This window comes from Acinetobacter entericus, assembly GCF_026168575.1.
Lineage (GTDB): Bacteria > Pseudomonadota > Gammaproteobacteria > Pseudomonadales > Moraxellaceae > Acinetobacter > Acinetobacter bouvetii.
The window spans coordinates 107,664-121,695 of record NZ_JAPEQW010000012.1 but is presented as its reverse complement, the minus strand read 5'-3'; the positions used below and the strand labels follow the sequence as shown (position 1 = coordinate 121,695).

Genomic DNA, 14,032 nt, shown 5'->3' with positions numbered 1-14,032 from the left:
GCTTAGGGAAACTCTATCTTTAAAGCCTTTATGCAACAAAGCCTACCAAGTATGAAAATGCAGATGGTACTTTAAAAGAATTTAAAGCTAGGGCTAAGTGGTACACGATTTTACCAGAAATTTTTGGGTATATCGCTTTTGCTTTTGTAGGATTAATCCCTTTTTATAAAGCCCAGAAGTATATGGATTGGATATTAAGTTACTACGATAAAGGAATGCTATTAAGTGTTTTTATCATAGTTGCTTTAAATGTTATTTGTTTAGCTATTGCATTTTTATGCCTTAAGTATGTTGAAAGATGTGCTGATGCAGGTATATTCATGAATGACTTCAATAAACATGCTTTTAATGTTGATTTAAATGCGCAGGCGTTAAATGAAATAAAGCCAGTGGCATAGATTATATTGATCATTCTTAAAATAAAAAAATTATCGGAAAGAGGGGAATTCGAGAATTTTAATTGTTAGATAATAAAGCGCCATTAGGCGCTTTATTGGTCTTTAAAGTTGCTACTAAGAAGAGCAATTTTTTTGCTCTACTTATTTAATTCAACGTGAATTTTCAACTGAATCTTACTTGATATATCAGATATATTTTTTATAGCTCGATTGTAGTAAAAATCATTACTTTTGGCATTAGGAAGTTTTCTATTAATTAATTCGTGAATTAATTTACATTGGTTGTCAATGTATATAATTTGATCTTTGTTGAGCTTGTTTTTAAATTTGTCATAAAACTTAAAATATTTTCCTAATGGTCGTAAGGATTCTGTTCTAACTTTAGAGCCATTCATTACCTTAATCATTGTTTCACAAGATAATTTGAAAGATATATAAGCTTGTTCTATATTATTTAAATCTATAATTATAGCTTTCTCAATATAACATCTAGCGAATTGAGTATTAATGTCATCTATCCAATAGTTATTGAATTTTTTTGCGATTGACAAGCTAGTACTTAAATGACTTTCAGCGTCCTGAAGATTATTCAAGCTCGGGATGCTAATCAAGGCAATTGCATATTGTAACCAAAAATGTGGATATCTTCTTTCAGAATCAATTTCTCTCAAGCCTTCATAAAATTGGACTAGTGATGTTCTATGGTGAACTTTTGGAACAATATTTGCGGCATTTTTGTAACTAGCCAAATCGCGATAGATTTGCATATAAATATCTCTATTATGAACAACACTATTCCTAACATTTTTACAAATTTGGATTAGTACCTCGACTAATAAATTTTGATCTGGAAAACTTTGGAAAAAATGTTTAGCAAATATAGATGATTTAGGGAAATAATCTCCATTAGCTGTTTTATAAACAATATGATTAAATGCAGAACTAGAGCGTAATTGTAAAGTACTTAAACTATGTTCACCAGTTAGAGTTGAAATTAGATAGTTGTCTGGATTTTGTATATTAACAATATTTAAACATAAGATTGATACTATGGTTTTTAAGAGCATGTCTGAATTCAATACTTCATGATGTAATGCTCCAATTTTAAGTTGAACTTGTTCAGAATTTAAGACTCCTAAAAGCATTGAACTTATTTCTTTTTTGGCATCAAAAACAATGAAATTATTCTTTTCATTTTCATTTAACCCAGCTTTTTCCCTCCAAAATCCATATCTTGTTAAATATTGAGAGAATTTTTTTATGTCATCTTGATGTAATTTATCAATACACACTTCGACAGTTTCTTTTGGTTCAAGAACTCTCTTGTCAAGGAGCAGGTCATCAATATTTCTCTCGTGCTCTGTAGTTCTAGATATTAATATCAACTTAGTATTATTTTTTCTAATATAATTGATTTGGTTAATTAACTCTATGTTTTTGGTATAGTTTTCAATTATAAAAATGGATTTTGAGTCATTTTTAATTATTTGTTCAGCTTCATAGCTTGCTATATTAATATCATGTATGTCTTTTAATATAAATGTTCTATATCCTTTTGATATCATCTTTAAGCAAATGGAATTTGCTAAAATCGTTTTTCCATTTGCTAATGATGAAAATAATATTAAGTTGCTCTTTTCATTTAAATGTGAGAGGCAAATTTTTTCAATTTCACGCGTAATAATATAATTGTCTGACTTAAAATCTAAAATATCATTTGTTAATAATTCTGAGTCATTTTTACCAAATGAAAGTAAATTTTCTATGTCACTATATGTTGGTTGTCTAGTAGTATGTTCATTTAATTTTAGTTCATTAAAATTATTGATAAATAAAGTGTTTTTCGAGATGGAAAGAACATCTACAGATTGCAAGTCTTTTGCAAATTGATTTATACCTATCGGGCAGACTTGTCCAAAATCGTCAATATCCAGATCTTCGATTTGATCTGGTGTTAAGTCTTCTCTATCAATAAAAAATGTTTTTTCTCTAAGCTGTTTATCTGAAAATAATATTTCTTGTATTTCTATATCATACATTGAGTATCCAATAAAGAATATGGCACTCGCAGTTTGAACATCACGGGTGAAGACCCCGCACCATTTGGAATCACGAAAAGAACTTGTTAAATAACTTGGAGTAGTTAATTTAAAACTGCCATCTAATTTTTTTTCATCTAATGCATTGATATAACCATTTATGTGTATTACAGTTTTTTTATCAATCTCACCTCGAGGATCTTTCTCCATATCAATCGATTGAAATCGTATTTGATTCTCTTCAGCAGATATCTCAAAAACATTATCGTAATTTGTTGTATAAATACGAAACCATGGTATAGCTGCAATTTCATGGTGTGCTGGTGTTGATTGACGAACAGTGAAAAGATCTTTCAATAATTCAACCATTTCACTAGTAGTTTTATTTTTTAAATATCTTTTACATGCATTTTTTAAATTATCCGTTTCTTTGGAGTTTGACTCTTTACATAATCTTAATGCTAATCCAGAGGCCGTTGGGAGTTTTTCACCAATAACAGATGTTACTCCATATGAAAAACCAGATCCTAAAAATAAAATTGCTTTACCACTTTTTGCATATGCTAAGGCTTGTTCGTAATTCATGTAATCCTCGGAATAGTATTATTTATGTAACTAATTTTACTAAATATATAAATTTAATCAATAAGTTAGTAGTTTAGTATATTAGGGAATTAATGACTTTTTTTTAAAAGCTCTTCAATCATTTGAAAGTATTTTTTATTATTCTCAATACTCTGTTCCAGCAATTCCCGAAGATCATTTACTTCGTGTTCACTAGTAATAGGTTTTTCAAAACTTTGCTCCAATCTCGCAACAATATCCGCATTCATAGAGCGATTCAGCTCTTTAGCCGATTCAGCAATTTTATCCTTTAGTTCTTGGGACATACGCATTTTGTATTCCACACCAAGATTTCTTCCCATATTTCAAACTCTGAAGTTGAATGATTTTTTAAATAATAATATCCCCAGCAGGGATTGACAAGAGGTTATTATAAGAATAAATTTAAAAAATATCCCTAGCAGGGATATGAAAACGCCCCGAAAAATCTTGGCGGATCACGGGGCGAGTTATCAACAATCTTTAAGGAATATTGATATGAACAGTTTAACATTTAATGCAATGCAATTTCATCCAATACTAAGCAATGATCAGCAAATTTGGATTCCGTCAACAGAATTATCACGTGCTTTGGGTTATTCACGAGCTGATGCCGTAACCAAAATTTATGACCGAAATAATGATGAATTTGCTCATGATATGACAAAAATTATAGATAACCCCCAGAACCCCAATTTGGTGTTACGGGTATTCAGCTTACGTGGGGCACATCTGATCACGTTCTTTGCCCGTACTCCTGTTGCCAAAGAATTCCGCAAATGGGTACTCGACGTACTTGAAAAAGAAGTTCTACAGCAGCAAATCGACACTCTCGTAAAAATCAATGCAGAGCAGCAAGCTGAACTTAAAGAAATCGTCGACCGACGTGCTCAAGGCGAACGTAGACTTCATGCAGAAATGTGGTCACGTCACAACAAACATTTTCGCATCTCACGCTATAGCGATCTATTGGCCATTCATTTCCAAGATGCTGTGAATTACCTAGAAACTTTGGAAGTTAAGTCAAAAGGGAGTATCTATATAGATGAAAAACAATCCCTAGAAATGCTTTGCGTACATGCTCGGTTCTTTCAAGCATGGTGGCATACACATAGCCCAGCATTGGCCAAACTAAATCCATTACTGGTGAGCATGCTCAACGACAATATGTTTTCTATGAGCAGTGCTATATCAGGTGTGAGTAAAAAATCTGGATTCACAATGCCAAACTATGATTATGACCATATGTTTGAATTGAAGACACTGCCGCATGAGCGGTACAGATTGCTGAAGTAAAAATAGACCGCCTACGGGCGGTTTTTTATTTCATCTTTATTCTTTCCAGCCATCAACAATATCAGCTCAATAATTTCACCGGCATAGGCAGTACTCTTGGCAAATTGGGGAAATTTAGAACAAAGCATTTATCTTATTGGTTCTGCTGCCCAAATAACATTGAATAAGATGTCATAATTGCTAAAATACTCGACACTTAAAAACACTGTTTTTCTAAAGTTTTGATAGAATTTTGATAGGCAATTTTTTATCTTATTAAAAACAGTAACTTACATGCGGAAAATTTCAATGTTTGATATTTATTTGACAGATGTTCAAAAGAAAGTTCAATTTAAGGATTATCCGGGTGAGCATCCTGTTAAATTTGTTTTAAATTTTAAGAAGATTTTTCCAAGCGTTATGGAACTGATGCTTCCTGTGCTGCCAGAGAATGAAAACTTGGAAGAAATGACTTGGGAATCGACCACCAAGGATTTTGAAGTTTTCAAATTGCTGCTCAGCGGGTGGGGCGTAATTGAATTGCGTTTAAATGCGATTGCGCAGTACAAAGATCGTAAATACGCTGACAATTTAGTAAAGCAGGCACAGCAAAAGCGTAAAGATTTTTCTAAAGCGTATCCGATGCTGTCTAGTGTAGATTTAGATTATTTGTTTATGCACGAAGTGCATGGCTTGATTGATGCAGAATTGGTAGAGCTTGGCGAGAAATTCTATTTGCCGGTACTGCGTGATCTATGGAAAGGTAAAGTGTCTGCGAAAGTGCTGCAGGCAACATTCTAATTGATTAAACTTTAGCTCGCATATCCAATGCAGCATTTGAGATCATTCCGCTTTTTCTGTAAAGCATTGGATTGAAAAAATGTCCTGATTAAATCCTCCAATACATGGGGGATTTTTTATATCGTTTATGCTGGCATTGCATAAGCTTAGTGGAAAATATGCTTTAAAAATTTATCAAATGGTTAATAAACCTTCTTTTTCAGCTGGAATCTGGAATTGATATTGCATAAGGTTAAGTGTTTATCAGCAGCCTTGCTGTGCAATCTCAATATTTAATTAGATGTGCAGTATAAAGAGCTGCTTTCATTATAAATGGCAATGCACAGGAAATATTTATGTCAAATCAGTTTTTAGATCAAATTACACAGCGCCGTACAATTTATGCCATTGGCAAAAATGCAGAGCACACACCGGAACATTTAACTGACTTGATTCAAACTGCAATTAAGCAAAGTCCTTCTTCATTTAACTCTCAGTCATCCCGTGCGATCATTTTATTTAATGGCGAAAGCGAAAAATTCTGGGGCTTGGTTGCAGATAAATTAAAATCTTATGCCAAAGATGAAGAAAGCGCCGTAAAAACCACTGTGAAAATGGCAAGTTTTGCAGCCGGCGTAGGTACCGTATTGTTCTTTGAAGATATGGATGTGGTGAAAGGTTTGCAGGAACAGTTTCCATCATATGCAGAAAACTTCCCAGTTTGGGCAGAACATTCAACGGCAATTGCTCAATTTGCGGTATGGACAGCTCTGCATACAGAGGGGTTAGGCGCTTCGCTGCAGCATTACAACCCAATTGTAGATGCTGAAGTACATGCAGAATGGGATATTCCGGCAAACTGGAAATTACGTGCTCAGCTGGTCTTTGGTTCTGTAGAAGGTGAAGCCAAAGCCAAAACTTATATGGATGATGCTGCGCGTTTTAAAGTATTTCAGTAATACTAAAAAACAGGATCATCATCAACGCATTCAATTTGAATATTGGTGCGTGTGATATATTCGTTCTGCCGATTATTTCATAAAAAACTGGGTTCCCCCCATTAGAATACCGCCGGAATTTTAGCCGGCGGTTTTAGGTGAAAAGACGCTAAGACAGCTTAAGCGCTTGGTTTTACATGACGTCCATGCAGCAGGAAATACACCGCAATACAAGCAAAGGCGGCAAGAGCGCTGTACAGATACAGCTCTGAATAGCCAATATAATCTAAAAATTTGCCAATAAAGTAGGGGCCAAAGCCCAGGCCAGCATCTAAGAAGATAAAGAACGTTGAAGTAGCAAACCCCATGCGCTCAATACTAGTGCTTTTAACAGCAATGGTTTGGCAAACCGATTGAATATTGCCATAGCCAAAGCCCAGTAACGCTGCGCACAGTAAAAGCCCCCAAGTGCTGTTCGCTGTGCTGAGTAAAATCAGAGCGATGCCCATGAGTATAAATGCGGGGTACATAATGACATTTGCACCTTTGCGGTCCATGAGCGGGCCAGTAATTGGGCGGGAAATCAAGATTGCAATTGCATAGGTCAGAAAGAAAAAAGAGGCCGCTTCAACCAAGTCAATTTCTTTGGCATAAAAGTTAATGAACGACAATACACCTGAATAACAGATGGAAGCCAGTAGCATAATAATTGAAATAGGTAATGCTTTGGGTTCTATAAAGCGAGACATTAAGCTGGTTTTTGCCAGTTGAACAGCATTTTCTTTTATTGGCGCTGCTGCAGTTTGCGGCAAATTCGGTATTCGAATCAAAAAGGCAACAATCAGGCAGCTGACAGCAATAATACTGGACACAATGAAGATTGCATTATAGCCAATGTGCAGCATCATCCAGATCGCAAGAAATGGACCAATAGCTGTTCCCAGCGTACTGCTCATGCTGTAATAGCCAATGCCTTCACCGCGCCGCGCCGCAGGTAAAATTTGTGCAATGATCGTGCCTAAAACAGAAGAAGCGATACCCATCATAAAGCCATGTATAAAACGTACAAGCAGAAGCATGCCTACGTCAAAAGGAATGAAATACATGAAAGAAAAAATTAAGAAGCCGATTAGGCCTGCAACTAAGGTTGTTTTTCGGCCAAAGTGCTCGAGAACTTGGCCAACCAGCAGACGGCCGACCAATGTGCCTACAATAAATAAGCCGGAAACAAGGCCTGCCTGAGCAGTTGTTGCGCCTAATTCAGCAACGGCATAACCTACAATGACCACAACCAAAAGATAAAATATTAATACCAATTGGAAGTTAATCGAACTGACCAGAACAAAATTTCTTGTCCACAGCGGGGCTGGATCATTCATGGTTTGTACCCGCTTTTAGAGGCTTCAAGCGCATTGGTGATTTGGTGAAGAACCTGCACGCTGCGTAAAATTTCCTGCTGATCTAAATGCTGAATCAGCTGCTGTTCAAATTGATCTATTTCTGCTGCGCATTGCAAATACATTTTTTGTCCCGAAGGGCTGAGAACCAGCTTTTTCTGGCGTCTATCTTCAGTTTGCACCTGAGATACAATATTCAGTTGAGCCAATATCTGTGTGCGTTTTGCAATAGAAGGCTTAGAGACATTCAAGTATTCAGCGATTTCTATGGATGTGCAGCCTTGCTTTTCCTGAATAACAAACATGACTTGCCACAGGGAATAGTTGAGCTGGTAAGGGAGCAATATGGTATTCACTTCATCGCTGAACATGCGCGCGCAGCGCATGAGGGAAGCGCGGAAGCCTAATCTTGAATTCATTGTAGTTAACTAGGGTAACTAATTTATTGAAACTGTACGCCGATTAAAAATAATATTCAAGAGAAAAATGGGGGATTGCAGTACTGAAAATGCATTTAAGATTAAGTAAATCGATTCAGCTGTTTCAGCAGAACGACAATGCAAGCGTACAGAAGCTGATGCAGCCGAAATGATAAAAATGCTGCAAACGTGACGGGCTAAATTAATCAGGCTGGGTGAAAGCGTCCTGATAAAATAGCCCGAAATGCATGGCAGGCGGGCTGTAAGGCTTTGCAACTTTTACTTATTCAATTTCCGATATTCTTTAGGGCGCATTGGCCGGCTATCTTTCCACAGGCCTTTCTTTTGCTTTTTGGCTGTATCCTGCAGGGACTTCATGTGCTGCAGCTGTTTCTTATCACGAATATATTCTTCGTAGACCCATGCTGCGCCGCGTTTGACCATTTCTTCATTCACATTGCGCCGATAGCGGTAAATCACGCCGACACATCGTCCATAACGGTCAATATCAGTAATTTTCACCCTAACCAGCTTTTTATACACCATAGTTTTAACGACACGCTGTGATTCTTTGCCATAACTTTGTGTTGATTCAGGTGCATCCACATAGGCAAAACGCAGTTTTGTTTGCGATCTGCGGACATTCAGCCTTGTACAGGTGAGGGTATCGCCATCACTGACTGCGATGACGCGGCACCAGTAAGACTTCCCTTTTTTGAATGGACGAAAAAGCTCAGTCAGGAAAACGTAAAGTTTATGAAATAGAAATAGAGCGATAAGGCACAGTGCGATGCCTAGACCAATAAGCCAGCCGGGTGATAAATTTTCGAGCATAAAAAAAGCTGCCGAATTTATTGATTCGTATCAAATAAATTCAGCAAAAGTTGGAGCTGTTAAGAAACATTATTGTAAAGGAAACTTGATGTATTGATGGGCTAAATAAACAGCTAACGATTTAAAATTGAATATTAATCAATATTTTGATTGAATTTTATTCGGGAAGCCGATTTTAAAACTGACAGGAATTAAATAGCCTAAGCAATCCTTAATCATGCAATTAAAATAGCCTAAGCAAAAATTTTTATAATTTCGCTTCGCAAAAAATAATGGCGTTTATTTTTCTCAATATCATTATGCCAATAAATACCTATTGTTATTTTCGGAAGTTCAACGGGAACTTCAAAAATATTTAAGCAATCGGCAACTTGTAAATTCGCTAAAAGATTTTTGGGGATGGTCAAAACAGCGCTGGGCTGCTGAACTAAAATTTGCAAAGCTGTTGAATAATGCTGGCAGCGCAAAATAACTTGCCGCGACAGCTGTTTGCGGTGAAGGAAAATATCTTCGACCAATACACCTGTACGCCGTGATGAAACGCCAATATGCTTGGAAGAAAGGTAGAGGGCTTCATTCATTTCTGACTGCTGAGAACAAACAACAAAATAATCCTGCTGCAATTTTTGAAATTGAATTTTTTCACCAAAGTTTTGTTCTAAATCAATGACAAAATCAATTTGCTGGGAGGCCAGATCGGCTGCAATATTTTTACGGTCTAATTTGATGCTGGACAGCTGAATATTGAATTGGCTTTGCTGAAAATGTTCAACAAGTTTGGGAAAAATCAGCGGTTCAATTTCATCATGCAGGGCAATTTTTAGGCTTTGCACCATGCTGGGGTTAAAGCTCTGATTTTGCATCGAGACGTTTTGAATAGCGTACAAGGCGTTTTTAATTGACAAGTAAATCTGTTCAGAGAAAGGCGTTGGGAGCATTTTGCTACCTGCACGGACAAACAGATCATCCTGTAAATGCTGCCGCAGGCGCTGTAACGCATGACTGGCTGCAGATTGCGTAATGCAGAGGATCTGAGCTGCTTTAGAAATGCTTTTTTGTTCATAAACAGCAATGAACAGCGGGTATAAATTGATGTCGATACGGTGAAAAACACCCAGATCCATTTGGTTCTTGCTATGAATTGTATTCATATTGAATTATAAAATTAAATCATTTTATTCATAATAGTTTTCAGGTTATGGTGTTGTAAAGAGCGAATTACACAATACTTAAAAGGATCATGCCATGTTTGAGTTATCAGCACGCGCACAGGATTATATTGAAAGAACTAAAGCGTTCATTAGAAATGAAATTGAACCTGTTGAAACAGATTTCTGGCATAAAGTCCATGAACTGAATCAAGGCGGCGACTGGACCAGGTGGCAATGGCCCGCAGAGCTTGAAGTATTAAAAGCCAAAGCCAAAGCCGAAGGCCTTTGGAATATGTTTTTGCCATGCCCTGAACTGGGTCAAGGCTTATCTGTTCAAGAATATGCGCATATTGCTGAACTTTCTGGACGCAGCTTGATTGCGCCTACAGTGTTTAACTGCAATGCGCCGGACAGCGGCAATATGGAAGTGATTTGGCGCTACGGCACAGAAGCTCAAAAAGAGCAGTGGCTAAAACCGCTTTTGGACGGAAAAATCCGTTCCGTGTTCTGCATGACAGAACCTGCTGTGGCTTCTTCAGATGCAACCAATATGGAAGCAACAGCGGTTATCGTCGGTGATGAAATTGTTTTGAATGGCCGTAAATGGTGGTCTTCAGGTTTAGGCGATCCTAACGCCAAAATCATCATCTTTATGGCGCATACGCCGGATGAAACCAAAGACCGTCATCATCAGCATTCTATGGTGCTGGTTCCTGTAGACACTGCAGGTGTGAAAATTGAACGCATGCTGCCGGTATTTGGCGATTACGATGCGCCGCATGGTCATGGCGAAATCAGTTTTAACAATGTCCGTGTGCCAGTGGCTAACTTTATTGGCGGTGCAGGCCAAGGTTTTGAAATTGCGCAAGGCCGCTTGGGCCCAGGCCGTATTCATCATTGCATGCGCTGTATTGGCGCAGCGGAAAAGTCACTAGAATTGATGATTGACCGGGGCATGAGCCGCACTGCATTTGGTAAAGAAATTTTGAAATTAGGCGGTAATTTGGAACGGGTTGCCGAAGCGCGTGTCGCCATTGACCAAGCGCGCCTTTTAACGCTGTACGCTGCCTATAAAATGGATACTTTGGGAAATATGGCAGCGTTGACAGAAATCTCTGCCATTAAAGTGGTTGCGCCAAGCGTGTTGGAAAAAGTTGTGGATATGGCGATTCAAATTCACGGCGGTGCAGGCGTTTCCCGTGATACGCCATTAACCGGTTTCTTTGCGCAGGCGCGTTCACTGCGTTTGGCTGATGGTCCAGATGAAGTGCATAAAGGCATGATTGCTAAACTTGAACTTGCCAAACGCGGCTACAGTTCACACCGCAAGAAATAGCGATTGCGTATTTAAGGAATAGCATGGCTCATCATGCACAGTCATGCTATAACAAGCTGTATGCTTTTTTAACACTATATTTTTTACAATGAACAAATGAATTACGCATAGATCAACAGTACACAGTTGAAGTCCGCAATTCAAATCATAGAAATTCAGGTTTTAGGGAAATAAAAGAATGTCAGTCATTGATGTAGGCGGATCAGTTCGAGAGGGTGAAGAATTAGATGTCCGCGCAGTGAGCAACTGGCTCATTGAAAATGGTTCTGAGATTGCTGGGCCAGTTGAAGTGACACAATATTCTGGAGGCGCATCAAATTGGACATACCGGCTCAAGTATGAAAACGCAGACCTGATTTTACGCCGGCCGCCTAAAGGCACAAAAGCAAAGTCTGCACATGATATGGCGCGTGAGTACAATGTTCAGAAAAACTTGAAACCGTTTTACCCCGTTTTGCCTGAAATGGTGGCATTGTGTCAGGACGAATCAGTTATTGGCTGTGATTTCTATGTAATGGAGCGTGTGGAAGGCATTATCCCGCGTGCAAACTTACCTAAAGAACTGAACTTTAATGAAGCGCAAGTTCGTGAATTGTGCATCAATGTCATTGATAAATTAATTGAATTGCATCAGGTGCCCTATCAGGGGACAGCGCTTGAGAAATTAGGCAAAGGTAAAGGCTACTGCCGCCGTCAGGTTGAGGGATGGGATGCCCGCTATGAAAAAGCCAAGACGTTAAATGTGCCGTCATTCAAATATGTGCGCAATTGGTTAAAAGAAAATATTCCTGAAGATACCAATACCTGCATAATTCATAACGATTGGCGCTTTGATAATGTCATTTTAGACCCGGAAAACCCGACACAGGTGATCGGTGTGCTGGATTGGGAAATGGCGACATTGGGTGACCCGCTGATGGATTTAGGCTCTGCTTTAGCCTATTGGGTTGAAGATAAAGATAATGCCATTTTTAAGGCCACCCGCCGCCAGCCAACCAACTTAAAAGGCATGTTCACCCGCAAAGAAGTTGTAGATTACTATTTGGAAAAAACCGGTTTGCACACAGACAATTGGACTTTTTATGAAGTGTTCGGCATTTTCCGCTTAGCTGTCATTGCGCAGCAGATTTACTACCGGTTTTACCATAAGCAAACCAACAATCCAGCCTTTAAGGATTTCTGGATTATCATTCATGCCTTGCACATCCGTGCGTTAAAATTGATTGGCCTGCAAAAAATTGAAGCCAATGAAATTGCGCATAAATACATTGAAAAGATGAAGGATATTTTAGGGAAATGACCACGATTTATTTAGTTCGTCACGGTCAGGCTTCATTTGGCGCCGAAAGCTATGACAAGCTTTCGCCGAATGGCGAGCTTCAGGCCAAAGTGCTGGGCCAGTATTTTGATCAGATTTTGAAAGAAGCGCCTTATGCTGTTGCGGGATCTATGCAGCGCCATCAGCAAACCGCCAGCCTCGCGCTGGAAAAATGCTTTCCAGAAAGTGAAATTGTAACGGACAGCGCTTGGAATGAATTCAATCATCAGCAAGTTTTTGCGCAGTATGAACCGCGCTTTAATGAACCGCATTTGCTGAAAGAAGATGTTTCTAAGGAAGCCAATCCGCGTGCGTATTTAGCCAAAATTTTTGAAGGCGCTATTGAACGCTGGACCGGCGGCGAGTACCACCATGAATATGATGAATCTTGGCCGCATTTTAAAAGCCGTGTAGAAACCGCTTTGCAAAATCTGTGCGATGAATTGGCGCAGACCAAGCCGCGCTATGCTGTGGTGTTTACTTCCGGCGGTGTCATTTCGGTAGCTGTTGGCAAAATTTTAGGCTTAAGCCCTGAAAAAACTTTCGCGCTGAATTGGGCAATTGCGAATACCAGCATCACCACATTGCGCTTAGTGGGCAACGAGCCGCAATTGTTAAGTTTGAATGAGCATCATTTTATTAAAGCTGCCAATCCAAATTTATTGACATGGATTTGATTAAAAAAATTAAGGAAAAAATCATGGCGAAAACAATTTTAATTACAGGCGCAAGCTCAGGTATTGGCGCTGGTATGGCACGTGAATTTGCGCAAAAAGGCTATAACCTTGCAATTTGCGCCCGCCGTTTGGAACGGTTGGAAATCTTAAAGCAGGAACTGGAAAGTCAATACGGCGTAAAAGTAATCGCTAAAACTTTAGACGTGACCCATTATGATCAGGTCTTTGAAGTTTTTCGCGCTTTTAAAGCAGAGTTCGGCACGATTGACCGTGTGATTGTAAATGCCGGTGTTGGTGAAGGCCGCCGCATTGGTAAAGGCAATTTTGATATTAACCGCGCCACAGTAGAAACCAACTTTATTTCTGCTTTGGCACAGTGTGAAGCTGCGGTTGAAATTTTCCGTGAGCAAAATGCAGGGCATTTGGTGGTGATTTCATCTATGAGCGCAGTGCGCGGCATGCCAAAACACTTGACTGCTTATGGCGCAAGCAAAGCCGGTGTTGCGCACTTGGCGGAAGGCATTCGTGCAGAATTAATCAATACGCCAATTAAGGTCTCGACAATTTTTCCAGGGTATATCCGCACAGAAATTAATGAAGGTGCAAAAAAACTGCCTTTTGAGGTGGATGAAAAAACGGGTTCACGCCTGTTGGCCGCTGAAATTGAAAAGGAGCCTGTTAAAGCGTATGTGCCCAAATGGCCTTGGCTGCCGCTAGGAACAGTAATGAAAGTATTGCCCTTAAAGTTAATAATGAAACTTGGCTAGTGTCATCTTCAAAAAAAAGCTCCATAAGGAGCTTTTTTTCACATGACAGACATAAAACACAAGTTTCGGATTTTTTATGCGGATGCATGTTTTTATACTG

14 protein-coding genes are annotated in these 14,032 nt (G+C 38.7%); 8 read left to right on the top strand and 6 right to left on the bottom strand.

Going from position 1 to position 14,032, the window contains the following annotated elements; all coding sequences use genetic code 11:
• The first annotated feature begins 182 nt into the window (after positions 1 to 182).
• Positions 183 to 398, top strand: coding sequence for a hypothetical protein (locus OKC24_RS11150; RefSeq protein ID WP_265465121.1), 216 nt, complete (start codon positions 183 to 185; stop codon positions 396 to 398).
• A 137-nt stretch (positions 399 to 535) separates the two neighbouring features.
• Here OKC24_RS11150 and OKC24_RS11145 read toward each other — a convergent pair whose 3' ends face one another.
• The gene (locus OKC24_RS11145) at positions 536 to 3,022 is read right to left on the bottom strand and encodes an SIR2 family protein (protein WP_265465119.1); all 2,487 of its coding nucleotides are present in this window, start codon (positions 3,020 to 3,022) and stop codon (positions 536 to 538) included.
• 89 nt (positions 3,023 to 3,111) lie between these two features.
• Positions 3,112 to 3,363, bottom strand: a complete 252-nt coding sequence (locus OKC24_RS11140; protein ID WP_265465117.1) for an Arc family DNA-binding protein — start codon at positions 3,361 to 3,363, stop codon at positions 3,112 to 3,114.
• A gap of 175 nt (positions 3,364 to 3,538) precedes the next feature.
• Here OKC24_RS11140 and OKC24_RS11135 point away from each other — a divergent pair, with 175 nt between their 5' ends.
• The 3 genes from OKC24_RS11135 to OKC24_RS11125 all read left to right on the top strand — a co-directional run bounded on the left by OKC24_RS11135 (position 3,539) and on the right by OKC24_RS11125 (position 6,054).
• Positions 3,539 to 4,336, top strand: coding sequence for a BRO-N domain-containing protein (locus OKC24_RS11135; RefSeq protein WP_265465115.1), 798 nt, complete (start codon positions 3,539 to 3,541; stop codon positions 4,334 to 4,336).
• Between the two features lie 288 nt (positions 4,337 to 4,624).
• Complete coding sequence (locus tag OKC24_RS11130) at positions 4,625 to 5,116, top strand: hypothetical protein (protein ID WP_130146832.1); 492 nt, start codon at positions 4,625 to 4,627, stop codon at positions 5,114 to 5,116.
• Between the two features lie 335 nt (positions 5,117 to 5,451).
• Entirely contained in the window at positions 5,452 to 6,054 is a 603-nt protein-coding gene (locus OKC24_RS11125) for a nitroreductase family protein (protein WP_130146834.1), read from the top strand.
• Positions 6,055 to 6,212: 158 nt separating this feature from the next.
• Here OKC24_RS11125 and OKC24_RS11120 read toward each other — a convergent pair whose 3' ends face one another.
• From OKC24_RS11120 to OKC24_RS11105, 4 genes are all read right to left on the bottom strand, one after another.
• Positions 6,213 to 7,412 (bottom strand): MFS transporter, encoded by a 1,200-nt coding sequence (locus tag OKC24_RS11120; protein ID WP_130146836.1) that lies wholly within the window; start codon positions 7,410 to 7,412, stop codon positions 6,213 to 6,215.
• Complete coding sequence (locus tag OKC24_RS11115) at positions 7,409 to 7,849, bottom strand: MarR family winged helix-turn-helix transcriptional regulator (protein ID WP_228257611.1); 441 nt, start codon at positions 7,847 to 7,849, stop codon at positions 7,409 to 7,411. The genes OKC24_RS11120 and OKC24_RS11115 overlap by 4 nt, the downstream gene beginning before the upstream one ends.
• 279 nt (positions 7,850 to 8,128) lie before the next feature.
• A complete protein-coding gene (locus OKC24_RS11110) occupies positions 8,129 to 8,683 on the bottom strand; it encodes a thermonuclease family protein (protein WP_005009658.1) in 555 nt (184 codons plus the stop codon).
• Positions 8,684 to 8,916: 233 nt separating this feature from the next.
• A complete protein-coding gene (locus OKC24_RS11105) occupies positions 8,917 to 9,834 on the bottom strand; it encodes a LysR family transcriptional regulator (RefSeq protein WP_131275641.1) in 918 nt (305 codons plus the stop codon).
• A gap of 94 nt (positions 9,835 to 9,928) precedes the next feature.
• On the opposite strand from OKC24_RS11105, the gene OKC24_RS11100 reads away from it, so the two are divergent.
• The 4 genes from OKC24_RS11100 (at position 9,929) to OKC24_RS11085 (ending at position 13,932) form a co-directional block, all read left to right on the top strand.
• A complete protein-coding gene (locus OKC24_RS11100; RefSeq protein WP_131275642.1) occupies positions 9,929 to 11,170 on the top strand; it encodes an acyl-CoA dehydrogenase family protein in 1,242 nt (413 codons plus the stop codon).
• Between the two features lie 178 nt (positions 11,171 to 11,348).
• Positions 11,349 to 12,470: a phosphotransferase family protein gene (locus OKC24_RS11095; protein WP_265465109.1), complete on the top strand. Its 1,122-nt coding sequence runs from the start codon at positions 11,349 to 11,351 to the stop codon at positions 12,468 to 12,470.
• Positions 12,467 to 13,165 (top strand): histidine phosphatase family protein, encoded by a 699-nt coding sequence (locus OKC24_RS11090; RefSeq protein WP_131275644.1) that lies wholly within the window; start codon positions 12,467 to 12,469, stop codon positions 13,163 to 13,165. The genes OKC24_RS11095 and OKC24_RS11090 overlap by 4 nt, the downstream gene beginning before the upstream one ends.
• Before the next feature lie 23 nt (positions 13,166 to 13,188).
• Positions 13,189 to 13,932 (top strand): SDR family oxidoreductase, encoded by a 744-nt coding sequence (locus tag OKC24_RS11085; RefSeq protein WP_131275645.1) that lies wholly within the window; start codon positions 13,189 to 13,191, stop codon positions 13,930 to 13,932.
• Positions 13,933 to 14,032: the final 100 nt, after the last annotated feature.